11 protein-coding genes, 4 tRNA genes, 5 rRNA genes and 1 riboswitch are annotated in these 26,217 nt (G+C 39.9%); of the genes, 12 read left to right on the top strand and 8 right to left on the bottom strand.

The features are described 5' to 3' along the window. Positions 1-321: 321 nt before the first annotated feature. Entirely contained in the window at positions 322-534 is a 213-nt protein-coding gene (locus tag VUJ46_RS11910) for a hypothetical protein (RefSeq protein ID WP_326980997.1), read from the top strand. Between the two features lie 60 nt (positions 535-594). Here VUJ46_RS11910 and VUJ46_RS11905 read toward each other — a convergent pair whose 3' ends face one another. Then, on the bottom strand, positions 595-1,887 hold the full coding sequence (locus VUJ46_RS11905; RefSeq protein WP_326980996.1) for an MFS transporter: 1,293 nt from the start codon (positions 1,885-1,887) through the stop codon (positions 595-597). A 142-nt stretch (positions 1,888-2,029) separates the two neighbouring features. After that, the gene (locus tag VUJ46_RS11900) at positions 2,030-2,782 is read right to left on the bottom strand and encodes a DUF3575 domain-containing protein (RefSeq protein WP_326980995.1); all 753 of its coding nucleotides are present in this window, start codon (positions 2,780-2,782) and stop codon (positions 2,030-2,032) included. A gap of 466 nt (positions 2,783-3,248) precedes the next feature. On the opposite strand from VUJ46_RS11900, the gene VUJ46_RS11895 reads away from it, so the two are divergent. After that, a complete protein-coding gene (locus VUJ46_RS11895) occupies positions 3,249-4,745 on the top strand; it encodes a BspA family leucine-rich repeat surface protein (RefSeq protein ID WP_326980994.1) in 1,497 nt (498 codons plus the stop codon). Between the two features lie 993 nt (positions 4,746-5,738). On the opposite strand, the gene VUJ46_RS11890 is transcribed toward VUJ46_RS11895, so the two are convergent. Continuing rightward, entirely contained in the window at positions 5,739-6,737 is a 999-nt protein-coding gene (locus tag VUJ46_RS11890; RefSeq protein WP_326980993.1) for a T9SS type A sorting domain-containing protein, read from the bottom strand. Between the two features lie 272 nt (positions 6,738-7,009). Next, on the bottom strand, positions 7,010-7,660 hold the full coding sequence (ribB, locus tag VUJ46_RS11885; RefSeq protein ID WP_326980992.1) for a 3,4-dihydroxy-2-butanone-4-phosphate synthase: 651 nt from the start codon (positions 7,658-7,660) through the stop codon (positions 7,010-7,012). A 92-nt stretch (positions 7,661-7,752) separates the two neighbouring features. Next, a riboswitch (FMN riboswitch) is annotated at positions 7,753-7,879 on the bottom strand. A 306-nt stretch (positions 7,880-8,185) separates the two neighbouring features. Between ribB and VUJ46_RS11880 the strand changes: the two genes are divergently transcribed. Then, entirely contained in the window at positions 8,186-9,400 is a 1,215-nt protein-coding gene (locus tag VUJ46_RS11880; protein ID WP_326980991.1) for an MFS transporter, read from the top strand. On the opposite strand, the gene VUJ46_RS11875 is transcribed toward VUJ46_RS11880, so the two are convergent. The 4 genes from VUJ46_RS11875 to VUJ46_RS11860 form a co-directional block, all read right to left on the bottom strand. Beyond that, positions 9,389-10,312: a hypothetical protein gene (locus tag VUJ46_RS11875; RefSeq protein WP_326980990.1), complete on the bottom strand. Its 924-nt coding sequence runs from the start codon at positions 10,310-10,312 to the stop codon at positions 9,389-9,391. The two genes, VUJ46_RS11880 and VUJ46_RS11875, sit on opposite strands and share 12 nt — an antisense overlap. A 50-nt stretch (positions 10,313-10,362) precedes the next feature. Next, the gene (locus VUJ46_RS11870; RefSeq protein ID WP_326980989.1) at positions 10,363-11,100 is read right to left on the bottom strand and encodes a phytanoyl-CoA dioxygenase family protein; all 738 of its coding nucleotides are present in this window, start codon (positions 11,098-11,100) and stop codon (positions 10,363-10,365) included. Positions 11,101-11,303: 203 nt separating this feature from the next. Continuing rightward, on the bottom strand, positions 11,304-11,864 hold the full coding sequence (locus VUJ46_RS11865; protein WP_326980988.1) for an SHOCT domain-containing protein: 561 nt from the start codon (positions 11,862-11,864) through the stop codon (positions 11,304-11,306). Positions 11,865-12,007: 143 nt separating this feature from the next. After that, positions 12,008-12,628 carry a hypothetical protein gene (locus VUJ46_RS11860; RefSeq protein WP_326980987.1) on the bottom strand — a complete coding sequence of 207 codons (621 nt, stop codon included), beginning with the start codon at positions 12,626-12,628 and terminating at the stop codon, positions 12,008-12,010. A 1,141-nt stretch (positions 12,629-13,769) separates the two neighbouring features. Here VUJ46_RS11860 and VUJ46_RS11855 point away from each other — a divergent pair. The 9 genes from VUJ46_RS11855 (at position 13,770) to VUJ46_RS11815 (ending at position 26,081) form a co-directional block, all read left to right on the top strand. Then, a 16S ribosomal RNA gene (locus VUJ46_RS11855) occupies positions 13,770-15,286 on the top strand. A gap of 215 nt (positions 15,287-15,501) precedes the next feature. Further along, a tRNA-Ile gene (locus tag VUJ46_RS11850) sits at positions 15,502-15,575 on the top strand. A gap of 91 nt (positions 15,576-15,666) precedes the next feature. Continuing rightward, positions 15,667-15,740: transfer RNA gene (locus VUJ46_RS11845), tRNA-Ala, on the top strand. Positions 15,741-15,898: 158 nt separating this feature from the next. Then, positions 15,899-18,653, top strand: a 23S ribosomal RNA gene (locus VUJ46_RS11840). 176 nt (positions 18,654-18,829) lie between these two features. Further along, positions 18,830-18,937 (top strand): 5S ribosomal RNA (gene rrf / locus VUJ46_RS11835). The 16S, 23S and 5S rRNA genes sit together here with 2 tRNA genes alongside, the layout of an rRNA operon. 2,260 nt (positions 18,938-21,197) lie before the next feature. Next, positions 21,198-22,714: ribosomal RNA gene (locus VUJ46_RS11830) — 16S ribosomal RNA — on the top strand. Positions 22,715-22,929: 215 nt separating this feature from the next. Then, positions 22,930-23,003, top strand: a tRNA-Ile gene (locus VUJ46_RS11825). Positions 23,004-23,094: 91 nt separating this feature from the next. Further along, positions 23,095-23,168 (top strand) — tRNA-Ala (locus VUJ46_RS11820). A gap of 158 nt (positions 23,169-23,326) precedes the next feature. Continuing rightward, positions 23,327-26,081, top strand: a 23S ribosomal RNA gene (locus tag VUJ46_RS11815). Positions 26,082-26,217: the final 136 nt, after the last annotated feature.

Raw genomic sequence — 26,217 nt, 5'->3', positions numbered from 1 at the left:
TACTTAAATAATTTTTTTTGTTAAAAATCATAAATTTTAAACAGAGCTAATGTTTTTCTTTGATCAAGTGTTGAAAAGCCTTTATTCATCGAGGTTATGATATATTCAGAATGGTTTTGTCTGCGCGATATTTTTAACAAAACTTAAAATATGTTGCTAAATTGTTTTTAATTTTTAAAATAAATTGAATAATTATTAATTTAATATTGTTTTTGTGTTAAAAAATTATTAACTTTAGTCAAAATTTCACCCTGACCCCCTAAAAATTGGTAGGGTGTTTGATATAAAACACTAATTTTTAATTAAAATCCAGATCGAACAATGAATAATATCCAAGACGAGTTCCAAGTTTTCAAAAGTGAGTTGAAAAAGTTGAATATTGATGTACAGAAAATCGTGAAAGTGGGAAACGGAAGCATGGATTTCCATGAAGTATACTATAAATCTCCACGATATGAGGAAGTAAAAACCATTTTTGTTCAGCGCCATACATTGGACACAATGGTCGAGAAGTTCAAACAGGCTTATCACTAAAAAAATAAAAACGCGCTAAGGATTTTTTCTTTGGCGCGCTGCTTTTATATACAAAAAAGTTTAATCTTTATCTAAAGTAGAGTTCTTCTTGGTATCCTTCATTCCTGCATATACAATCAGGGAAAAGAAAATACACGCGGTGATGTAACAGTAAAAATAAGGTTCTTTATTTTCCTGTTTAAACCAAAGGGCAATATATTCTGCCGTTCCTCCAAAAATAGCAACTGTTAAGGCATAAGGCAATCCCACGCCCAGTGCTCTTACTTCCGAAGGAAATAGTTCTGCTTTTACCACCGCGTTGATCGAAGTGTAGCCGCTTACAATAATTAATGCCGCCATAATCAAAAAGAAGGCACCCCACATAGATGTTGTCTGGCTTAAAGCCGTTAAAAGCGGATAGGTACATAGTGTTCCCAAGATCCCGAACGATAACAGTAACGGTCTTCTTCCAATCTTATCTGATAATGCTCCGAAAACGGGCTGCAGGCACGCAAAAATAAGGAGGGAAATGAAAGAAACAAGTGTAGACTGTTCTTTCGTTAAATGAACCGTGTTCACTAAAAACTTCTGCATATACGTGGTGTAGGTATAAAATGCCAGTGTTCCTCCTAATGTTAAACCTACCACTGTAATTAAGGCTTTGGGATGTTTTAAAAGTTCGCTGATGCTTCCTTTTTTCTTTTCACTGACCTCTTTTTTGTTTTCGAAAGCTTCCGTTTCATGAAGATTGGAGCGAAGGTATAGTGCAATAATCGATAATGCCGCTCCGATCACAAAGGGAATTCTCCAGCCCCAGTCTTCCAGTTGGGCTTCTGTTAATAGTAATTTCTGTAAAATCAATTGAATTCCTAAGGCAATTAATTGTCCGCCAATCAAGGTTACGTATTGAAAACTTGAGTAGAAACCTCTTCTGTTTTCGGTAGCCATTTCGCTGAGGTAAGTGGCGGACACTCCGTATTCACCACCTACGCTTAATCCTTGTAAAAGTCTTGCCAATAAAAGTAAAGCAGGGGCTAAAACACCGATGGTTTTATAAGTGGGTGTTAAGGCAATCAGTAATGAACCGAAAGACATTAACAAAACGGAATAGGTCATTGCTTTTTTTCTCCCGATCTTATCCGCGATACTTCCGAAAACCCATCCTCCGACAGGCCTCATCAGGAAACCAACCGCAAAAATTCCGGCGGTATTTAGAAGTTGCGCCGTAAGATCGGAATCGGGAAAAAATGAATGGGAAAAGTAGATGGCAAATGCAGCGTAGGCATACCAGTCATACCATTCCACCAAATTTCCTATGGATCCGCCTACAATGGCTTTGATTCTTTGTGCGGTGGTAATTTGTGATGAATTCATGTGGGAAAGATATAGATTTTTTCGAGACAGATAAAAATTGAGAAAATATTTAATTGAAAGTAATAATTAAAGTTTTTAGAATGATTATAAAAACGAAAACCGCTCAAAATATGAACGGTTTTGAAAGTATTTATAATAAATTTTAAAATCTATATCCAAGCGATAATCCGCTTCTTAAACCCAGCCATGGTCCATCTACTTTTATGTTTGCTCCGTTGGCATTGGTTTCCACTGTATAATTCACAACCGGAATGTCAAGGTTTTCAATCTCTTTTTTCAGCTGAGCCTGCATATCGGGTGTTAAAATAACATCGCTTGTCATGGTGAAATCTCCTTTTCCGGCTCCGTAATGGGCTCCGGCAATCCAGAAATCTAAGACTAAATTTTGGCTTCGGGTTAAGAAAAACTGTACGCCGACCATTAATCCGCCGCTGTTTCCATGGGCGGTTCCGTTTCCTTTTAAGGGAATTTGATAGGTCGTTCCGCTGAAATTATAATCATAATAAAAATCAAAAGTATTAGAGGTAACTTGGGAGTAGCGGTAGTAAGGAGCAATATAAAATCCTTTTCCATAACCTGAACCGATATAAAATCTGGGCTCAATGGTGAAATTAAAAGATTTTACGTTAAGATTCTGAAATCTTTTTTCGTCTGCATCGCTTAAAAAAGAGTTGATAAAAGGAACTTTTCCTTCAGGCATTACGCCGAACCCCATATTCAGTGAAAACCATTCGGTAAAGGCTCTCTCATAAGAGAGATTAATATTTCGGAAAGCATAGGCTGTAACGTTCGTTTTGATGATATTCATCTTTTCAGAAGGCTCAGCGGTCGTTATTTCCTGTGCAGATATTCCTGAAAAAATAAAGCACGGAAGTATAAGGAAATATTTTTTCATGACTTTATATTTTGAAATTTGGTGTTATAAAGATGAAAGCAAAAAACGGGCAGAAATAAAAAAATACACTTTTTAGTGAAAAAATATTTGCAGATTGAAGATTTTTGATGTAACGGATAAATTTAATGGATTTGGGATGTAATAATTATTATGTAAAGACTGTCTTTTTGGATATGTGCCCTGGCATACGAAAATGCGAAAACTGCACAAACACCTCCGCCTGCCACTTCTAAAGTCAGTGTAAATATCAATAAAAATCCGCTTAGAATTTCTGAGCGGATTTGCTTTCTTATGTATTTGAAGTTGATTTTCCAAAGAAAAAAAGGATAAAATACTTAAATAAATTTTTAATACGACGTGTTTTGTCGCCTTCCATAGCTATCTTTATATAAGAAATAAGAGACAGAGTCCCGGGAAATGATGTCTTAATAAATTAAACTTTAACCTTAAAATTTTCTATTAAACTATGCACAAAAAACTATTGGTAACATTTTTTCTTTTTCTATTTTTCATTTCTTATGCGCAGAATGAATTTATTACGGTTTGGAAACCTAATATCACAGGAACGATTGATAACTCCATATCTTTTGGAGGCACCGGAACGAGCTATACCATTGCCTGGGAAGAAATAGGATTTCCTCAGCATAATGGGGTTCTTAGTTCTGTAACATCGAGTAGCGGCAGCCCTGCGGTAATTTCTTTTGGTACTTCTTTAAATGCAAATCCTATTCAGGCAACTTACAGAGTAAAAGCATCCAATGGGAGTGGATTATTTTACGGATTTAGAGGTAGCGCAAATATGCCTGCCTTAGGAAATCCGAAACTCTTCGAGGTGAGTCAATGGGGAGATATTCTTTGGCTCCAGCAATTTGATCAGGGATTTTCGAGCTGTCCAAATCTTGATGTAACTGCTACAGATGTTCCTAATCTGACACAAATTAATAATTTATCGGAAATGTTCCTTTATTGTCCGTCTTTGATTGGTAATCCGTCATTTGCTAGCTGGAATACAAGCAACATCACAAATATGAAGGGTATGTTTAGCAGAGCAAAATTGTTTAATCAGCCTATTGGAAATTGGAATACAGCAAAAGTAACAGATTTTCGGGATATGTTTTCTTACGCATCTGCTTTTAATCAAAATATTTCAGCATGGAATACCTCGTCCGGGACCAATTTTATTTCAATGTTTCAGGATGCGCTAGCATTCAATCAGCCATTAAATTCATGGAATACGAGCAATGCAACGAATTTCCGTTCTATGTTCTCTAATGCTAAATCCTTTAATCAGCCTCTTAATAATTGGAACACCAGTAAAGTAATAAGTTTTGGTCAAATGTTTACCAATGCATCATCATTTAATCAGCCTATTGGAAACTGGGATGTTAGTAAAGTTTGGGGTGCTGATAGTTTTAGTATGTTTAATGGTGCTTCACTTTTTGATCAGGATCTTTCTACCTGGAATATCAGCTTTCAAAATGTTCCTTCAGCCTATGTGTATTTCGGATTTAACAATTCTGGTTTATCATGTATTAATTATAATAAATTCCTAATTGCGCTCAGCAATAATCCTACATTATCAAATTTAGGATCGGCAATTGGAGTGATACAAGCAGAAGGATTAACTTATTCTACACCGCAGGCTATTATGGCAAGAGCTCAATTGGTTAACAACGGTTTCAATATTATCGGAGACACTTATAATGCAAATTGTAGCGCAAGTTTATCAACTTCAGAAATTTCACCAAAATCAAAAACTTCAGCTTATCCTAATCCAACAACAGGGGTGATAACTGTTGAAGCTGTAGCAAACGAAAATACTTATTTGTACGACAGCGTAGGGAGGGTGATTAAAAATGTACCTTTAAATAAAGGAAATAATAAAGTTGATCTCAGCGAATATCCATCAGGAAATTATTTTTTAAGAGGTAATACTACTTCTGCGAAAATAATTAAGAAATAAACTTTTTAAAATTTTAGATAAATAAAATCCGTTCAGAATTTCTGGGCGGATTTATTTTTGATTATATAATTTTCTAAGCACTAAAATGATAATTGATAAAATAAATGCTGAAGCTGACAATAAAGCCATGGTTTTCCATTTTTTGTTTTCCAATTTCCGCTGTGAGATTTCTAATTTTAAATCACTGATAATCCGGTCTGGATTATCTTCAATGAAGGGTCTTACAACAATGGTTTCACGATCTCTCTTTTTTAATTTTTGTTTAAAAATTTCACTTAAATGATTAAGTCGTTTTAAGTCATCTGGTTTAATCTGGTTTAATGCTTTCGTCGCGAGACAGATAGGAGAACGAATAAAACCGGTATCTGAATCAATAGAGCCGAAAATAAGATATTTTCCTTCTTCAGTGAATGGATAGTCACAGGACGCGATCTAAGACGAAAACAGAGTGGCCTGATCCTGATAAAACCCTTCAAACTGATCAGATTTAAAAACTTTTTCAATCTTTACACTGCTTATAAAATTCTGCAAATTTTTGAATCCCGAAGGTGTTCGCCTCACAGAAATAATATTTCCTGTAAAAACAATATCGGCATTTTCAAAAGACTGCTCAATATTGAATGGCTCACATTTACAGGCACAAACTGAGATCGACAGAAAAAACGAAAAAAGAAATATAATTTTAGAGGCTGTTTAAATTTTATTGCCAAAAATTTTTATAGCTATTTTGAGATGGATTTTTTGCTTCGTGTTTGCAGATTTAGCGGGCTAAATCAAAAATAGGAAGTGAAAAATACGCTCAAAAGAGCATCAAAATTGAGCAAAGATCAACTTCATTAAGGATAATAAATAAAACCGTAAAATTCTAAACAGGCTCTTAGACATACAATCAGTTTAAGTGGGATGAAATCATTTCTGAAACACTTCAAATAAACAAAAAAAATCCGCTCTGAAAAAATATTCCGGGCGGATTCTATTAATAATTAAAAACTTTTACTTTTTGATAAATTTCGTAGTTTCTGCTTTAGCATCTTTGCCTGAAACTTCTATGAAATAAGCTGCAGAAGGCAATTCTGAAACTTGAATTTTTCCAGATTTTATATCCGAAGTTTTAATCAGTTTTCCATCTAAGCTATAAACTTTAGCTGTTGAATAACTTTCTGTTTCTCCTCTAAATTCAATAAAATCTGTTGCAGGATTGGGGTATACTTTTAATTTATCTTTTTTCGCAAAACTGTCATTCACGGCCAAAACATTTTCAAACAAAGCTTGCGCTGCGGTTGTTGTTTGGTTCATATTAAGAGCAGGGACGTTGATATTGGCCGATGTATAAGACAGTAATGGGAATTTGTGAGTGCTGTCATAATAGAAATAGGCAGTGTTTGTAATGGTTCCCAAAGGAAATCCGGAAAAGGATAAATTAAAACTCTGAACAGACTTTATCTTTAAAACATTGGTGTACGTAGCTCCTCCAAGGAGTAAAGTGCCTGTTCCATCTACTGTAATATTGATGGTTCCGGAAAAGTTTCCGGTGATATTTCCATTAGCAGGAGACGAAGTAAATGTTCCTGAAGCAGTATCTGAATCTTGCTCGGAACTTGGATTTGTAGGATAAGAAATATAAGTTCCGTTATTGGTAGAAAAGTTCAAGGTAGCTTCAGGAATTACCAATCCTGTAATTTCCAGTTTTGAAGCCGATTGTTTAAAATAGATTGTATTTCCGCTTCCGACCATTTTTAAAGTAGAGCCGGGAAAAGTGGAAATTTCGCTTGCACTTGGTGTAGAATAGTTCGTAGAAGAGACTGCCCCTTGCGTTACCAACGAATTATTGAAAGTTACACCATTTCCTGTAGGAGAATTATCTATCGATCCGCTTATTGTAAAATAATTGGGAGAATCTCCCGAATTCGGGTCGTTAAATGCTTTGGTAATCGTAGTTTGTGCCGAACATAATCCATATGCCGCGAGCATCATCAGTAGATTTTTTTTCATGTTTTTAATTTTTTTAAAGTTAGTGAAATAAATCATTTAAGATTCAATGAGTGTTGAATATCTTATTGAAATTGAGTTTAATATGATTTTAATTCTTAAATCATATCAAAATAATTCTAATAATAGGAACTATTTTGATATCGTTTTGGCGAAATTAGATTATTTCAATAAAAAAGCGTTACGTATTTCTACGGGTTCTGCTATTAAAATTAAAATAACAAAAGCCGTTCAACATCATTGAACGGCTTATCTGTGCATTAAATCTCTTTTTCTTAATTCTGACTGATCATCATTTTACGATAACTATAAATATCTTCAATGGTCACCACCGTCATTTCTCTTTGCTCTGCAAAATTGATGATTTCAGGAAGTCTTGCCATTGTTCCGTCTTCGTTGGTTAATTCGCAGAGTACGGCATCGTCTCCCAAATTCGCGAGTTTTACCAAATCTACGCTACCTTCTGTGTGGCCGCGTCTTTCAAAAACGCCATCTTTTCTTGCGATTAAAGGGAAAACGTGTCCCGGACTTGCAATATGTTCCGCCAAAGCATTTTCAGCAATGGCAGTTCTGATCGTTGTTAAACGGTCTTTTGCAGAAACTCCGGATTCAACGCCTTCTTTGGCTTCAATAGAAATGGTAAATGCAGTTTGATTTTTAGAATTGTTGGCTTCCACCATCGGACGAAGATTCAGGTGTTTACTTTTTTCCTCAGAAATACATAAGCAGACAATTCCGCTGCATTCACGAATCAAAAGTGCCATGTCTTTTTCTGTAATGGTGGAGGCAGGAAAGATGATGTCGCCTTCGTTTTCACGGTTTTCATCATCTACAAGAAGAATTCCTTTGCCTTGCTGTAGTTTTAAAAGTGCATTTTCTACACGTTCTTTCGGAGTTGCTCCGAATTTTTCAATTAATTTTTCCATGTTATTTTTACTTTAAAAGTTAAAATACACTTCGGTACATGGAAATGAAATACGACACAGCGAGTCTATAGCAATAGCCTCACTGATCATTCCATTTTCTTCTCCCATCCAGACTGTAACTGTCGGTTTTGGAATTTCACCAAATCAGTCCCTTCAAAAAGAAAGGAGTCGCGGACTATAACCGCCGGTAGGGAATTGCACCCTGCCCCGAAGAAAACTTATACTAAGTTTTTACTGTATGTTTTGTTTAAATTTTTTTAATTCATTAATTGTTATTTAATACACAGGTCGCTAATTTCGGGAAGTTTTTTGAAATAGGGAAAGAGTTTTAATAGGAATTTTAAATGATTGATCTTAATCAGGGGTGATCATTTAGTGAAGAAATAATATAGGGCAGGGGGGGAGCCGGAAGCCTCAAAATCTCTGTTTTTCAATTGTTATCTATCGGGAAAAACGATTGGTTATATCGAAAAAAAGCGTTTTATCAATTATAAATTGAAGGGTAACTTTGTGAAAAATTTCGAAATGCAGTCATTAGTTGCGTTAAAATCTCCGAATTTCAAATTATTCTTCATCGGTCAATCCATATCCGTACTCGGATCCTGGATTCAGAAAACGGCTGTGGCCTGGGTGGTATATCAACTGACAGGCTCACCGTTTATTTTAGGATTAATTGGTTTCGTAAGCTTGGTTCCTACTTTACTTCTATCGCCTTACGTAGGAAGTTTTGTAGAACATAGCTATAAATATAAGGTGATGAAAAATACCCAGTATCTTGCTGCTTTTCAGGCGTTTTTACTGGCGTTTCTGTTTTATTTTAAAATGTATAATATCAGTTTAATTGTCGCATTGAGCTTGATGCAGGGAATCATCAACGCATTTGACGTTACCTGCCGACAGGCGATGATGATTGAACTGGTAGACAATAAAGAATCTCTGCCGAATGCCATTGCACTGAATTCTGCGATGAGCAATCTGGCAAGAGTAGTAGGGCCAGCATTAGCCGGTATTTTATTGTCGCTTTTTGGGGACGATTTCTGCTTTATCAGTAATTTTCTGAGTTTTATTCCCGTTATCTGCTGTCTTTACATGATGAATCTGCCTTTTTATGAGAAAAAAGCACATCTGTCGAATGCCTGGCAGGAGCTGAAGGAAGGATTTATGTATGTGAAAAGTGAGAAAACTATTTTTTCACAGCTTTTGCTGCTTTCTTTTTTCAGTTTAATGCTGATTCCTTTTACCACATTGCTTCCGGTGATCGCTAAAGAAGTATTTTCCGGAACTTCCAAGACTTTTACGGTGTTTGAAAGTGCGGTGGGAGTGGGTTCTTTGGTGAGCGCAGTTTATATGACCCGACTGAAACAAATGGGAAAACTGTATCGGATTATTGTTATTTCCAGCATGATTATGAGTGCCGGACTTTTCACGGTTTCACTAAGCCGAAATATTAATTTTGCTGTTTTAGGACTGGCTTTGAGTGGTCTCGGAATGATTTCCCAATCAGCGGCCATCAATACCTATGTTCAGCTTAATGCTCAGCCCGGAATGAGAGCCCGCGTCATCAGTTATTATATTATGGCATTTATCGGGATGACTCCCATTGGAAGTCTTTTGATCGGTTTTCTGGCAGAATACATAAGTACTCGAAATGTTCTTTTGATTGAAGGAGGAATGGGAATTTTAGCGACAATTGTTTTCATTATGTATACCAAAAGAAGCCGAAAACCGTCAATTCTTTGAGTTAAAATGTTTTAGGATCCAATTCAAACATTCTTCAGGATCCATAATGCTCCATGAATGCGGATGTCTGAAGCCTTCAGGACGAATACCCCTGTCATTGGTAATGATGAGGTCTGCGTTTTTATGACCTTTTAATTTCAATAAATTCATCATCGCGGTAATGTCTGTACAGTTGAGGTCGTAAAGATCTCTTCCTCTGTTTTTCACTTCCCAAATAATGCCGGGCTCTGTGTACATTAAAATAGGAATGTTCATCAGGTATTTAGCATTTCCGCCGTCTTTATCCCTGTAGGTAAACATGGATTGTTTTAAATATTTGTCTCTGTTTTTATCAGGTGTTCCGATTTCAGCTACCAGTTCTTTATTGAACATTCTAGCTTCGTTGACGGCCACTTCGGAAAAATTTCTGGCGATGTCTCTTTCCAGTCGGTAATACATATTTTCGTAATCCAGAGGAGGGTCTAAGGCAAAAATAGAGTTCGGTGTAAAATAGGTATTCTTATCTCGCACTGAACGTTCAGCGTAGGTAATGGCCAACATTCCACCACCTGAAAGCCCACCAATGGAGATTTTATTTTTAGAGATGTTAAATTTTTCAACATTATCTCTAGCAATCTGATCCAGTAGTTTCTGATCAGAATGATAAAAGAAATCACCATTTTCTTCCCAATTGGTGAAAATAACAAGGATATTTTTTTCGTAAGCCAGTTCATCAAGGTAAATCTGATTCATTACCCTTTCAGCAGTTTCGCCACCACCTGGTAAGACAATAAGCATTCCTTCAGGTTTCTTTTCCGGAACAATTCTGTAGTAAAAATTGTTGCTGTTTTTGAGAATGACTTTCTCTGCTTCTTGAGAAAATGCGTTGCTGAATATTAGGATGAATAATACAGTAAGAAAATGATATTTCATGGTTGAGTTTTTCTTTAATTAAATTAAAGACAATTGGCCTGACGAAAGTATTACATTAAAAACAAATTTTTGTTCAGAAACTCCAGTTCTTTTTTTGTTGGCTGATCTCTGACATCTATAAATTTCTTAAAATCAGGAATGTCATCGCAGAAAATAATATCAAATGTAAAACGGTCGTTTCCATAGAGGCCTCTGTGAATCATATTGGCAGAGAAAACAAGCAGATCTCTTCTGTTCAAAGGGCGCATTTTTCCTGTTGTGAGCTTATCACTGGGCTTTCTGCCGTTTAGTGAAAGTCGGGTTTCCAATTCCTCTTCTGAATCCCAAATTCTGTGGGAGGCGGGAACCAGCTCAATTCCTAATTCAGGTTTTAGCGGAATTCTGAAGTGGATCACATTTTGCCGACAGATATTTTCTTGCTGTTGTTCAAGGCTCATCCCTGTGTATTGAATGTCGCGATGCCAGTAGTTATTTTGTTCTTTATTAAAGGGATCAAAAAATAACTGAGTATTCAGAAATAAAGCTTTGTTGGGAAATAAGCCAGCAACAATATCGGCAATTTTCTCCTGAGAAATAAATCTGAAAATGTGTAACCTTTCATTCTCTTCAATATATTCGCTTGATGTGATGCTATGGCTATTGATGAGACCTGATTGGAACCCATTTTCGTTATTTTTTAGCCAAACATTATGAAACGGAATCAGTATTTTTTCCAAATCCTGTAATTCATTTTCTGTGAAAAAATCTTCTAGGTGTAAGTAACCGGATTCTTCGTAGTTTTCGGGCATGGGCTTAATTGTTATTTTAAAATTAAGGTATGCATTCTTTTCTTAACCAGCCCAATATTCTTGAATTTTTTAAATATATAAATGAATCCGAAAACAATGAAGAATAAAATAATGAGTGAAGTGGCTAATTTTTTCAATTCGTGTATTTTGATGAATATAAAGGTAAAGAAAAAACCGCTCTGAAACAGAACGGTAATTAAAATTTACTTCTCACTCATAATTTTATCCTTTTCCTTCTGAAATTCTTCATCAGATAAAACGCCTGAATCTTTTAATTCCTTAATTTTCTTCAGCTTGTCATATTTTGTTTCTGAATTTTGCTGCTGAGGTTTTTCGATAGGTAAAAATTCATTGGGAACAATGATTTCATGGGACTGTATGGCATTTTCTATATCCACTTCATAATTTATAATTCCGTTTCCTATTTTGGCATAATAGACAAAGCCGTTTCGCTTATTCCCTCTGGTCATTATTTTTTTAACTTTAAAAGTCAGCCCTGAATTGTTTCTTCTGAAAGAATTCGCCTGATTGGCCAACCCCTGATAACCTGTTGTTGAATAATAATTGAACATAGAAGATGCATTGGTTCGGATAAATTTAAAGTCTCCGTCATTCATGGAGCCTGTCCCGATTTTTAAATCCAGTCCTTCGTATACTTTGAAGCCCGTGGAAGTGGTTAAGGTGTCATTCTCAAATTTCGGACTGGTTTGGGAATATGAAATTCCAGAAATAAGTAAGGTGACGATCAGTGCAGCCTTTTTCATTGTTATATTTTTCATGATCAAAAATTGAAATTCAAAAATAAAACAAGTGAGGCAGGCTGCCTTACGGGAATCCTTATCTGTAAAGGATTTTTTTTATAAGAAACCGCTTCGATTTCCGGAGCGGTTCAATTGTTATTTTTACGTTATCCTTCCACAAATGGCGGGATTTCTGTAGGGATTCCTATGCTGTTAAGTTCTTTCCGTGCCGAATTTAATTCTTCGATGATAATGTTTTTTATATAATCTTCATTGTACATCGCTTTAATATCGACAAATGTTTCATTTTTTTTGTTTCCACCGGTTTTCCACGTAATCGATGTTGGGAAAGATTCGTCCTGTGTCCAGTCGGGACCTCCTTTCCAGTCTCCGTTGGTCGTTCTTTTTAAAGTTTTCTTTAAAAGATAAAATCCGGGCTGAACAGTCAAAGTTCGAAAACTGCTTTTTCCTGCCTGATTCCAATCTGTTTTGTAATAGGAGCAGACGGTCTTTTTATATTCTTCTCTTCGCGCTTTCATAAAAGCCTGAAAAATTCTTTTAATTTCTTTTTGTAAATTTTCTGCTTTTTCATTGTACGTAGATCCTGCCTGCGGTTTTTCACTGCCAAAATAATATAAATGCACCGCCCTCACTTCACTGGTAATTTTGCCCTTCATGATGTCATTAAATGTATCGGCCTGATTTTTACAACCGGTTGGTAGATCCTGTGCCTGAAAAGAATAGATACAAAGCATTAAAATAAATGCTGATATAATACGTGGTTTCATAATTTCTGAATTTTAAATGTTAGTAATTTTTGTTAATACCTGGTTTGCTGATTTAAAATTATGAAATAATTAAAAGTCAGTCCATTACCCTTTTGTGTAATATATAAACACAGTGCTTTGCAGGATTTGCTTACATCACTTATCTAATTTGATACTATGAATGTGGTTAACTGGTATTAAATTAGAATAATAGATTGTCTTTGCTTTTGATTCCTGTTTTTTGCAGGTTAGCTGGTGTCTGAAGTCTCTCTTTTCAAGTTCACATCACTTAAAAAACGTTCAATTGAAGCATTTCCCAACCTCAGATCGCCTTTCGAAAAAATTCTCCTCCTCTGGAGGAGTGTCAAAAATTCAAAGAATTTTTGACGAGGTGGTTCTTCCGAAGCTGCTCCCATCCATATGATAACATAACCTTGCCATCATCCACCATTTACCCCCCAACCTTATAGGTTTTCAAAACCTATAAGGTTTCCTTATCTAATAGAACATAATCCCATTCCACGTATCTTCAACTTCATGGTCTCCACTCCCCCCAAACCCACCGACCCTCAAACTCTACAACCCTCGCATACAAAACCCTCGCACAGAAAACCCTTTTAATCAAAAAAATCTCCCAATCAATCAGCTCGTTACGCTCAAATATGAACTCAAAGTAAACATTATGTTAAATAAATTAGGATTGTATTGTCCAAAGCTCCTATCTTTGCCCCACTGAAAACGAGAGTATATCAGTAAGCGCAGAAGAGCTTTTGAATAAGCAATAAATTAAAGATCACTTTAAGATAAACAAATAAAAACTACCAGTTTTTAATTTAAAATAATTTCAAAATTAAATTAGATAAAAGCTTGCGAGTTTAGAAAAAGTTTGTATCTTTGCAGTCCGGTAAAACGGGGAGCAGGAGTGAGGTTGATAAATAATAAACGAAGAGTTAAGGTCATCAAAAAACTTTAAAATTTTCTTCATAAAAATTTGGTCAATAAGAAATAAGTTATTACTTTTGCACTCGCAAATACGGGACGACACTGACAGAAAGATTGTCCTGGTAAAAAAGCGAAAGAACGAAGTTCATTGAAATATAATATAACAACCAAGTAAGGAAAAACTAAAGCGTCAAAACTTTGAGTGAGTCAGAACAAACATACAATGGAGAGTTTGATCCTGGCTCAGGATGAACGCTAGCGGGAGGCCTAACACATGCAAGCCGAGCGGTATTTGTCTTTCGGGACAGAGAGAGCGGCGTACGGGTGCGGAACACGTGTGCAACCTGCCTTTATCAGGGGGATAGCCTTTCGAAAGGAAGATTAATACCCCATAATATATTGATTGGCATCAATTAATATTGAAAACTCCGGTGGATAGAGATGGGCACGCGCAAGATTAGATAGTTGGTAGGGTAACGGCCTACCAAGTCATTGATCTTTAGGGGGCCTGAGAGGGTGATCCCCCACACTGGTACTGAGACACGGACCAGACTCCTACGGGAGGCAGCAGTGAGGAATATTGGACAATGGGTTAGCGCCTGATCCAGCCATCCCGCGTGAAGGACGACGGCCCTATGGGTTGTAAACTTCTTTTGTATAGGGATAAACCTACTCTCGTGAGAGTAGCTGAAGGTACTATACGAATAAGCACCGGCTAACTCCGTGCCAGCAGCCGCGGTAATACGGAGGGTGCAAGCGTTATCCGGATTTATTGGGTTTAAAGGGTCCGTAGGCGGATCTGTAAGTCAGTGGTGAAATCTCACAGCTTAACTGTGAAACTGCCATTGATACTGCAGTTCTTGAGTAAGGTAGAAGTGGCTGGAATAAGTAGTGTAGCGGTGAAATGCATAGATATTACTTAGAACACCAATTGCGAAGGCAGGTCACTATGTCTTAACTGACGCTGATGGACGAAAGCGTGGGGAGCGAACAGGATTAGATACCCTGGTAGTCCACGCCGTAAACGATGCTAACTCGTTTTTGGGTCTTCGGATTCAGAGACTAAGCGAAAGTGATAAGTTAGCCACCTGGGGAGTACGAACGCAAGTTTGAAACTCAAAGGAATTGACGGGGGCCCGCACAAGCGGTGGATTATGTGGTTTAATTCGATGATACGCGAGGAACCTTACCAAGGCTTAAATGGGAATTGACAGACGCAGAAATGTGTTTTTCTTCGGACAATTTTCAAGGTGCTGCATGGTTGTCGTCAGCTCGTGCCGTGAGGTGTTAGGTTAAGTCCTGCAACGAGCGCAACCCCTGTCACTAGTTGCCATCATTAAGTTGGGGACTCTAGTGAGACTGCCTACGCAAGTAGAGAGGAAGGTGGGGATGACGTCAAATCATCACGGCCCTTACGCCTTGGGCCACACACGTAATACAATGGCCGGTACAGAGGGCAGCTACCTAGCGATAGGATGCAAATCTCGAAAGCCGGTCTCAGTTCGGATTGGAGTCTGCAACTCGACTCTATGAAGCTGGAATCGCTAGTAATCGCGCATCAGCCATGGCGCGGTGAATACGTTCCCGGGCCTTGTACACACCGCCCGTCAAGCCATGGAAGTCTGGGGTACCTGAAGTCGGTGACCGTAACAGGAGCTGCCTAGGGTAAAACAGGTAACTAGGGCTAAGTCGTAACAAGGTAGCCGTACCGGAAGGTGCGGCTGGAACATCTCATTTTAGAGCGTCTTTAGACGTTAAACAAAATTAGTATCGCAAGATACACAAGTACTTACTTAAAGTAAAGCTTTAGTTTTTTGTTTGGTTGATTATATAAAAAATATAAAACCCACTAGAAATTAGTATAGGGATAGAGAGATTTTAGATTATAAATTATAGATTTTAGATTTAAAAAGCATTTAAAATTTTCAATTTAAAATTTAAAATTATAACGAAGTCTCGTAGCTCAGCTGGTTAGAGCGCTACACTGATAATGTAGAGGTCGGCAGTTCGAGCCTGCCCGAGACTACTAATTTTGAGTATAAGAGTTTTAGAGTATAAGGGAATATGAGTTTAACGCTCAAACTCTCCCACACTACTACTCATACACTCAACTAGAGGGGGAATTAGCTCAGCTGGCTAGAGCGCCTGCCTTGCACGCAGGAGGTCAAGGGTTCGACTCCCTTATTCTCCACAGTTTTGGAAGTTTGATTTAAAAGTTACGATTGGAGCCAAAAACAACAATTGTTCATCAAACGGAAGAGAAGAAATTAAGATCATTGACATTAACGGTAAAGACATCACAAAGAGAAAACCGAGCACTTATAAGTGCTTGAGTAACCTAAAAATAGGAAAGAAATCGTTAAGGGCGTATGGCGGATGCCTAGGCTTTCAGAGGCGAAGAAGGACGTGGTAAGCTGCGAAAAGCTGCGGGGATTGGCACACACGAATAGATCCGCAGATGTCCGAATGGGGCAACCCGGCAGGTTGAAGACCTGTCACCTCGTAAGAGGAGCAAACCAGGAGAACTGAAACATCTAAGTACCCTGAGGAAAAGAAATCGAAGAGATTCCGTAAGTAGTGGCGAGCGAAAGCGGATTAGCCCAAAAGTTTTTATATATTTAGAAGAATGTTCTGGAAAGAACAGCCATAGACGGTGATAGCCCGGTATTCGAAAGGTATATTAAGATGATAAATGAGTATGGCGGGACACGTGAAATCCTGTCTGAATATGGGGGGACCATCCTCCAAGGCTAAATACTCCTGAAAGACCGATAGTGAACAAGTACTGTGAAGGAAAGGTGAAAAGCACTTCGAATAGAAGGGTGAAATAGAACCTGAAACCGTACGCCTACAAGCGGTCGGAGCCCACAAGTTGGGTGACGGCGTGCCTTTTGCATAATGAGCCTACGAGTTAATTTTACTAGCGAGGTTAAGTAATTAAGTTACGGAGCCGGAGCGAAAGCGAGTCTGAATAGGGCGCATAGTTAGTAGGATTAGACGCGAAACCTTGTGATCTACCCATGGGCAGGTTGAAGCTTTGGTAACACAAAGTGGAGGACCGAACCGGTTGACGTTGAAAAGTCTTCGGATGACCTGTGGGTAGGGGTGAAAGGCCAATCAAACTGGGAGATAGCTCGTACTCTCCGAAATGCATTTAGGTGCAGCGTCGTAAAAAAGTTTATTAGAGGTAGAGCGACTGATTGGATGCGGGGGAGTCAAATCCTACCAATTCCTGACAAACTCCGAATGCTAATAAATGTTCTGCGGCAGTGAGGGCATGGGTGCTAAGGTCCATGTCCGAGAGGGAAAGAACCCAGACCAACAGCTAAGGTCCCCAAATATATGTTAAGTTGAAGCAACGCGGTTGGACTGCATTGACAGCTAGGATGTTGGCTTGGAAGCAGCCATTCATTTAAAGAGTGCGTAACAGCTCACTAGTCGAGCGGTCCGGCATGGATAATAATCGGGCATAAACATATTACCGAAGCTATGGATTTGTAATTTATTACATCTGGTAGGAGAGCATTCTGTTTGCGCCGAAGCAGTATCGTGAGGTATTGTGGAGCGGACAGAAAAGAAAATGTAGGCATAAGTAACGATAAAGGGGGCGAGAAACCCCCTCACCGAAAGACTAAGGTTTCCTCAGCCATGCTAATCAGCTGAGGGTTAGTCGGGACCTAACGCGAACCCGAAAGGGGTAGTGGATGGACAATGGGTTAATATTCCCATACTTGCTCACATTAAAAAGGGGACGGTTCGATGTAGCTACTGGAGACTGACGGAATAGTCAAGGCCTAGCCTTCGGGCGAAGCTGCTGTAGTGAACTCGGATCCAAGAAAAGCCGAAGTGAAGCAACCCGTACCAAAACCGACACAGGTAGTCGAGGAGAGAATCCTAAGGTGCTCGAGTGAGTCGTGGCTAAGGAACTAGGCAAAATAGTCTCGTAACTTCGGAAGAAGAGACGCCATCAGCAATGGTGGCCGCAGTGAAGAGGCCCAGGCGACTGTTTATCAAAAACACAGGACTCTGCTAAATCGAAAGATGCTGTATAGGGTCTGACACCTGCCCGGTGCTGGAAGGTTAAGGAAGGGCGTTAGCGTAAGCGAAGCGTTTGACTGAAGCCCCAGTAAACGGCGGCCGTAACTATAACGGTCCTAAGGTAGCGAAATTCCTTGTCGGGTAAGTTCCGACCTGCACGAATGGTGTAACGATCTGGGCACTGTCTCAGCCACGAGCTCGGTGAAATTGTAGTATCGGTGAAGATGCCGATTACCCGCAATGGGACGAAAAGACCCTGTGAACCTTTACTATAACTTCGTATTGACTTTGAGTAAGTAATGTGTAGGATAGGTGGGAGACTTTGAAGCAGGCACGCTAGTGTTTGTGGAGTCAACGTTGAAATACCACCCTTTACTTACTTGGAGCCTAACTTCTTTTAGAAGGACATTGCGTGGTGGGTAGTTTGACTGGGGTGGTCGCCTCCAAAAGAGTAACGGAGGCTTTCAAAGGTACCCTCAGCACGCTTGGTAACCGTGCGTAGAGTGTAATGGCATAAGGGTGCTTGACTGTGAGACCAACAAGTCGATCAGGTGCGAAAGCAGGACATAGTGATCCGGTGGTTCCGTATGGAAGGGCCATCGCTCATAGGATAAAAGGTACTCCGGGGATAACAGGCTAGTCTCCCCCAAGAGCTCACATCGACGGGGAGGTTCGGCACCTCGATGTCGGCTCGTCACATCCTGGGGCTGGAGAAGGTCCCAAGGGTTGGGCTGTTCGCCCATTAAAGTGGCACGCGAGCTGGGTTCAGAACGTCGTGAGACAGTTCGGTCTCTATCTATTGCGGGCGTTAGATGTTTGAGAGGGCTTGATTCTAGTACGAGAGGACCGAATTGAACAAACCTCTGGTGTATCAGTTGTACCGCCAGGTGCACCGCTGAGTAGCTACGTTTGGAAGAGATAAGCACTGAAAGCATATAAGTGCGAAACTCGCCTCAAGATGAGACATCTTTTAAGGGTCGTGGGAGATGACCACGTTGATAGGCTACAGGTGTAAAGTTGGTAACAGCATAGCCGAGTAGTACTAATTACCCGTAGATTTATAGCCTATTGGTTGCTATTAAACAAGCCTTATAAGTGCGCCACTGGTTTTGCCTTTGTGATGAAATTTACCGATACATATAATTTAAGAATGTACCATTTAACCAATGTAACAATAATTGTAAGAAATAAAATTAATTGTTACACTGTTACATTAACTACATTGTTATATTAAACCATATTTAGGGTGGTTTTAGCGGTGGGGCTCACCTGTTCCCATTCCGAACACAGAAGTTAAGCCCACCAGCGCCGATGGTACTGCTAACGCGGGAGAGTAGGTCGCCGCCAGTTTTTATTAAAAAGTCTCATACTTTAATTAGTATGAGACTTTTTTTTTGCTCGAAACTCAAACAAAGTTACCTTTGCCAGATGCCAGATGCCAGATGCCAGATGCCAGATGTCAGACGCTAGAAGCTAGAAGCGGGAGAGCCCCGGAGGGGCGATCTGTTAATAGCTCCAGATGTTGACCCGGTGAAAAAGCTCCGTAGGAGCGACCTGTTACTATAAAGAAATCTGCGAATAGGTAAAGTAAATTCCAATCGCAAATAATTAGCAATCTTAATAGATAGGATTACATTTTTGCTTCCGCCGATCCTTTTTATGACCGTAATAATCACAGACAATCTCCGAAAGCCTAAAGAAGCAAACCAACTCTATGATCTATGGGAAATGAAAATATCATTCGTGCATTCGTGGCAATAAAAAATTATCATGTCTCCCATTGATACTTATATTTTTGCTAGACGCTAGACGCTAGACGCTAGACGCTAGACGCTAGACGCTAGACGCTAGACGCTAGACGCTAGAAGCGGGAGAGCCCCGGAGGGGCGATCTGTTAATAGCCCCAGATGTTGACCCGGCGAAAAAGCTCCGTAGGAGCGACCTGTTACTATAAGAAATCTGCGAATAGGTAAGGTAAATTCTAATCGCAAATAATTAGCAATCTTAATAAATGAGATTATATTTTAGGTTTCACCGATCCTTTTATGACCGTAAAATCAAAGACAATCTCCGAAAGCCTAAAGAAGCAAACCAACTCTATGATCTATAGGAAATGAAAATATCATTCGTGCATTCGTGGCAATAAAAAATTGTCATGTCTGCCATTGATACTTGTATTTTTGCTAGAAGCTAGAAGCTAGAAGCTAGAAGCTAGAAGCTAGAAGCTAGAAGCGGGAGAAGTCTGTTTATATACTAGAGATGTTTTAAAATCCGAGCACTCCATCCTATACTCTAGAAAATGGACACGAAGTGGCTATAAACCTGTTAATTTTATTTTTAAATTATAGATTGCAATTTCAACTAAGAATACGTCTTTGTAATAGATCTTACCGTTAAAACAATATTTAGGAGGACACAAAAGAATCAGATAAATTTTGTAACAATTAATTAAGCTTGTCTTTATGATGGGGCTTCTGTAAAAAATTAGAGATTAAATAAAAATCGATTTAATTTTTGACGATTAAGTCCACCAATTTTTTTCCCCACTGGATATTTAAGTTCTTACCAAGCTGTCCCACTCATAAGAGCCCGCTCAACAGTTAAACACCAAGATTCTTTAAACCTCGTGTATTTGTGGCTATAAAATATTTTCAGTATCATCTGTGGGAATCCGTGCAATCGGCGGGAAATAAAATAAGCTCAATATTTTGCGTAATACTTCTCCCAAATTTTTTATTTAAGCTGCTATCACAGTAATAGGAAAGGGAACTCCCTAGAAGCGAACTGTTAATAGGCTCAATATTATTTTTATAATCAAACCCTGTAAAGGCAACCTGCTTATGATCCTAATAAGAATCTTTAAAGGAAATAATCTATTATGAAAGGCAAAAATTTTCTGACAACTATTCTTCAAATGTATATACTGCCAATCCTTTTTTTTTTTGCTAAATGCTAAATGCTAAATGCTAAATGCTTCTTTAATCACTTTTCTACACGATAAAAATACATTTTACAATATAGTTCACAATATGATCATTTATGTGGATAAGTAGGAGTTCGCTTATAATGTATATGATATCAATAGTTTAAATGTTATTTTTTTCCACAATTATTTTTCAATGATAATGTTATGTTAAATAAATTAGGATTGTATTGTCCAAAGCTCCTATCTTTGCCCCACTGAAAACGAGAGTATATCAGTAAGCGCAGAAGAGCTTTTGAATAAGCAATAAATTAAAGATCACTTTAAGATAAACAAATAAAAACTACCAGTTTTTAATTTAAAATAATTTCAAAATTAAATTAGATAAAAGCTTGCGAGTTTAGAAAAAGTTTGTATCTTTGCAGTCCGGTAAAACGGGGAGCAGGAGTGAGGTTGATAAATAATAAACGAAGAGTTAAGGTCATCAAAAAACTTTAAAATTTTCTTCATAAAAATTTGGTCAATAAGAAATAAGTTATTACTTTTGCACTCGCAAATACGGGACGACACTGACAGAAAGATTGTCCTGGTAAAAAAGCGAAAGAACGAAGTTCATTGAAATATAATATAACAACCAAGTAAGGAAAAACTAAAGCGTCAAAACTTTGAGTGAGTCAGAACAAACATACAATGGAGAGTTTGATCCTGGCTCAGGATGAACGCTAGCGGGAGGCCTAACACATGCAAGCCGAGCGGTATTTGTCTTTCGGGACAGAGAGAGCGGCGTACGGGTGCGGAACACGTGTGCAACCTGCCTTTATCAGGGGGATAGCCTTTCGAAAGGAAGATTAATACCCCATAATATATTGATTGGCATCAATTAATATTGAAAACTCCGGTGGATAGAGATGGGCACGCGCAAGATTAGATAGTTGGTAGGGTAACGGCCTACCAAGTCATTGATCTTTAGGGGGCCTGAGAGGGTGATCCCCCACACTGGTACTGAGACACGGACCAGACTCCTACGGGAGGCAGCAGTGAGGAATATTGGACAATGGGTTAGCGCCTGATCCAGCCATCCCGCGTGAAGGACGACGGCCCTATGGGTTGTAAACTTCTTTTGTATAGGGATAAACCTACTCTCGTGAGAGTAGCTGAAGGTACTATACGAATAAGCACCGGCTAACTCCGTGCCAGCAGCCGCGGTAATACGGAGGGTGCAAGCGTTATCCGGATTTATTGGGTTTAAAGGGTCCGTAGGCGGATCTGTAAGTCAGTGGTGAAATCTCACAGCTTAACTGTGAAACTGCCATTGATACTGCAGTTCTTGAGTAAGGTAGAAGTGGCTGGAATAAGTAGTGTAGCGGTGAAATGCATAGATATTACTTAGAACACCAATTGCGAAGGCAGGTCACTATGTCTTAACTGACGCTGATGGACGAAAGCGTGGGGAGCGAACAGGATTAGATACCCTGGTAGTCCACGCCGTAAACGATGCTAACTCGTTTTTGGGTCTTCGGATTCAGAGACTAAGCGAAAGTGATAAGTTAGCCACCTGGGGAGTACGAACGCAAGTTTGAAACTCAAAGGAATTGACGGGGGCCCGCACAAGCGGTGGATTATGTGGTTTAATTCGATGATACGCGAGGAACCTTACCAAGGCTTAAATGGGAATTGACAGACGCAGAAATGTGTTTTTCTTCGGACAATTTTCAAGGTGCTGCATGGTTGTCGTCAGCTCGTGCCGTGAGGTGTTAGGTTAAGTCCTGCAACGAGCGCAACCCCTGTCACTAGTTGCCATCATTAAGTTGGGGACTCTAGTGAGACTGCCTACGCAAGTAGAGAGGAAGGTGGGGATGACGTCAAATCATCACGGCCCTTACGCCTTGGGCCACACACGTAATACAATGGCCGGTACAGAGGGCAGCTACCTAGCGATAGGATGCAAATCTCGAAAGCCGGTCTCAGTTCGGATTGGAGTCTGCAACTCGACTCTATGAAGCTGGAATCGCTAGTAATCGCGCATCAGCCATGGCGCGGTGAATACGTTCCCGGGCCTTGTACACACCGCCCGTCAAGCCATGGAAGTCTGGGGTACCTGAAGTCGGTGACCGTAACAGGAGCTGCCTAGGGTAAAACAGGTAACTAGGGCTAAGTCGTAACAAGGTAGCCGTACCGGAAGGTGCGGCTGGAACATCTCATTTTAGAGCGTCTTTGGACGATAAACAAAATTAGTATCGCAAGATACACAAGTACTTACTTAAAGTAAAGCTTTAGTTTTTTGTTTGGTTGATTATATAAAAAATATAAAACCCACTAGAAATTAGTATAGGGATAGAGAGATTTTAGATTATAAATTATAGATTTTAGATTTAAAAAGCATTTAAAATTTTCAATTTAAAATTTAAAATTATAACGAAGTCTCGTAGCTCAGCTGGTTAGAGCGCTACACTGATAATGTAGAGGTCGGCAGTTCGAGCCTGCCCGAGACTACTAATTTTGAGTATAAGAGTTTTAGAGTATAAGGGAATATGAGTTTAACGCTCAAACTCTCCCACACTACTACTCATACACTCAACTAGAGGGGGAATTAGCTCAGCTGGCTAGAGCGCCTGCCTTGCACGCAGGAGGTCAAGGGTTCGACTCCCTTATTCTCCACAGTTTTGGAAGTTTGATTTAAAAGTTACGATTGGAGCCAAAAACAACAATTGTTCATCAAACGGAAGAGAAGAAATTAAGATCATTGACATTAACGGTAAAGACATCACAAAGAGAAAACCGAGCACTTATAAGTGCTTGAGTAACCTAAAAATAGGAAAGAAATCGTTAAGGGCGTATGGCGGATGCCTAGGCTTTCAGAGGCGAAGAAGGACGTGGTAAGCTGCGAAAAGCTGCGGGGATTGGCACACACGAATAGATCCGCAGATGTCCGAATGGGGCAACCCGGCAGGTTGAAGACCTGTCACCTCGTAAGAGGAGCAAACCAGGAGAACTGAAACATCTAAGTACCCTGAGGAAAAGAAATCGAAGAGATTCCGTAAGTAGTGGCGAGCGAAAGCGGATTAGCCCAAAAGTTTTTATATATTTAGAAGAATGTTCTGGAAAGAACAGCCATAGACGGTGATAGCCCGGTATTCGAAAGGTATATTAAGATGATAAATGAGTATGGCGGGACACGTGAAATCCTGTCTGAATATGGGGGGACCATCCTCCAAGGCTAAATACTCCTGAAAGACCGATAGTGAACAAGTACTGTGAAGGAAAGGTGAAAAGCACTTCGAATAGAAGGGTGAAATAGAACCTGAAACCGTACGCCTACAAGCGGTCGGAGCCCACAAGTTGGGTGACGGCGTGCCTTTTGCATAATGAGCCTACGAGTTAATTTTACTAGCGAGGTTAAGTAATTAAGTTACGGAGCCGGAGCGAAAGCGAGTCTGAATAGGGCGCATAGTTAGTAGGATTAGACGCGAAACCTTGTGATCTACCCATGGGCAGGTTGAAGCTTTGGTAACACAAAGTGGAGGACCGAACCGGTTGACGTTGAAAAGTCTTCGGATGACCTGTGGGTAGGGGTGAAAGGCCAATCAAACTGGGAGATAGCTCGTACTCTCCGAAATGCATTTAGGTGCAGCGTCGTAAAAAAGTTTATTAGAGGTAGAGCGACTGATTGGATGCGGGGGAGTCAAATCCTACCAATTCCTGACAAACTCCGAATGCTAATAAATGTTCTGCGGCAGTGAGGGCATGGGTGCTAAGGTCCATGTCCGAGAGGGAAAGAACCCAGACCAACAGCTAAGGTCCCCAAATATATGTTAAGTTGAAGCAACGCGGTTGGACTGCATTGACAGCTAGGATGTTGGCTTGGAAGCAGCCATTCATTTAAAGAGTGCGTAACAGCTCACTAGTCGAGCGGTCCGGCATGGATAATAATCGGGCATAAACATATTACCGAAGCTATGGATTTGTAATTTATTACATCTGGTAGGAGAGCATTCTGTTTGCGCCGAAGCAGTATCGTGAGGTATTGTGGAGCGGACAGAAAAGAAAATGTAGGCATAAGTAACGATAAAGGGGGCGAGAAACCCCCTCACCGAAAGACTAAGGTTTCCTCAGCCATGCTAATCAGCTGAGGGTTAGTCGGGACCTAACGCGAACCCGAAAGGGGTAGTGGATGGACAATGGGTTAATATTCCCATACTTGCTCACATTAAAAAGGGGACGGTTCGATGTAGCTACTGGAGACTGACGGAATAGTCAAGGCCTAGCCTTCGGGCGAAGCTGCTGTAGTGAACTCGGATCCAAGAAAAGCCGAAGTGAAGCAACCCGTACCAAAACCGACACAGGTAGTCGAGGAGAGAATCCTAAGGTGCTCGAGTGAGTCGTGGCTAAGGAACTAGGCAAAATAGTCTCGTAACTTCGGAAGAAGAGACGCCATCAGCAATGGTGGCCGCAGTGAAGAGGCCCAGGCGACTGTTTATCAAAAACACAGGACTCTGCTAAATCGAAAGATGCTGTATAGGGTCTGACACCTGCCCGGTGCTGGAAGGTTAAGGAAGGGCGTTAGCGTAAGCGAAGCGTTTGACTGAAGCCCCAGTAAACGGCGGCCGTAACTATAACGGTCCTAAGGTAGCGAAATTCCTTGTCGGGTAAGTTCCGACCTGCACGAATGGTGTAACGATCTGGGCACTGTCTCAGCCACGAGCTCGGTGAAATTGTAGTATCGGTGAAGATGCCGATTACCCGCAATGGGACGAAAAGACCCTGTGAACCTTTACTATAACTTCGTATTGACTTTGAGTAAGTAATGTGTAGGATAGGTGGGAGACTTTGAAGCAGGCACGCTAGTGTTTGTGGAGTCAACGTTGAAATACCACCCTTTACTTACTTGGAGCCTAACTTCTTTTAGAAGGACATTGCGTGGTGGGTAGTTTGACTGGGGTGGTCGCCTCCAAAAGAGTAACGGAGGCTTTCAAAGGTACCCTCAGCACGCTTGGTAACCGTGCGTAGAGTGTAATGGCATAAGGGTGCTTGACTGTGAGACCAACAAGTCGATCAGGTGCGAAAGCAGGACATAGTGATCCGGTGGTTCCGTATGGAAGGGCCATCGCTCATAGGATAAAAGGTACTCCGGGGATAACAGGCTAGTCTCCCCCAAGAGCTCACATCGACGGGGAGGTTCGGCACCTCGATGTCGGCTCGTCACATCCTGGGGCTGGAGAAGGTCCCAAGGGTTGGGCTGTTCGCCCATTAAAGTGGCACGCGAGCTGGGTTCAGAACGTCGTGAGACAGTTCGGTCTCTATCTATTGCGGGCGTTAGATGTTTGAGAGGGCTTGATTCTAGTACGAGAGGACCGAATTGAACAAACCTCTGGTGTATCAGTTGTACCGCCAGGTGCACCGCTGAGTAGCTACGTTTGGAAGAGATAAGCACTGAAAGCATATAAGTGCGAAACTCGCCTCAAGATGAGACATCTTTTAAGGGTCGTGGGAGATGACCACGTTGATAGGCTACAGGTGTAAAGTTGGTAACAGCATAGCCGAGTAGTACTAATTACCCGTAGATTTATAGCCTATTGGTTGCTATTAAACAAGCCTTATAAGTGCGCCACTGGTTTTGCCTTTGTGATGAAATTTACCGATACATATAATTTAAGAATGTACCATTTAACCAATGTAACAATAATTGTAAGAAATAAAATTAATTGTT

The sequence above is a fragment of the Chryseobacterium sp. MYb264 genome (assembly GCF_035974275.1).
GTDB lineage: Bacteria > Bacteroidota > Bacteroidia > Flavobacteriales > Weeksellaceae > Chryseobacterium.
This window is presented reverse-complemented; position numbering and strand designations above follow the sequence as displayed.

Bases quoted from the DNA above. Each gene is read 5' to 3' on its own strand.
- VUJ46_RS11900 (WP_326980995.1), bottom strand. From the start codon at position 2,782: ATGAAAAAATATTTCCTTATACTTCCGTGCTTTATTTTTTCAGGAATA.
- VUJ46_RS11860 (WP_326980987.1), bottom strand. From the start codon at position 12,628: ATGAAACCACGTATTATATCAGCATTTATTTTAATGCTTTGTATCTAT.
- VUJ46_RS11875 (WP_326980990.1), bottom strand. From the start codon at position 10,312: ATGAAATATCATTTTCTTACTGTATTATTCATCCTAATATTCAGCAAC.
- VUJ46_RS11905 (WP_326980996.1), bottom strand. From the start codon at position 1,887: ATGAATTCATCACAAATTACCACCGCACAAAGAATCAAAGCCATTGTA.
- ribB (WP_326980992.1), bottom strand. From the start codon at position 7,660: ATGGAAAAATTAATTGAAAAATTCGGAGCAACTCCGAAAGAACGTGTA.
- VUJ46_RS11910 (WP_326980997.1), top strand. From the start codon at position 322: ATGAATAATATCCAAGACGAGTTCCAAGTTTTCAAAAGTGAGTTGAAA.
- VUJ46_RS11870 (WP_326980989.1), bottom strand. From the start codon at position 11,100: ATGCCCGAAAACTACGAAGAATCCGGTTACTTACACCTAGAAGATTTT.
- VUJ46_RS11890 (WP_326980993.1), bottom strand. From the start codon at position 6,737: ATGAAAAAAAATCTACTGATGATGCTCGCGGCATATGGATTATGTTCG.
- VUJ46_RS11865 (WP_326980988.1), bottom strand. From the start codon at position 11,864: ATGAAAAAGGCTGCACTGATCGTCACCTTACTTATTTCTGGAATTTCA.
- VUJ46_RS11880 (WP_326980991.1), top strand. From the start codon at position 8,186: ATGCAGTCATTAGTTGCGTTAAAATCTCCGAATTTCAAATTATTCTTC.
- VUJ46_RS11895 (WP_326980994.1), top strand. From the start codon at position 3,249: ATGCACAAAAAACTATTGGTAACATTTTTTCTTTTTCTATTTTTCATT.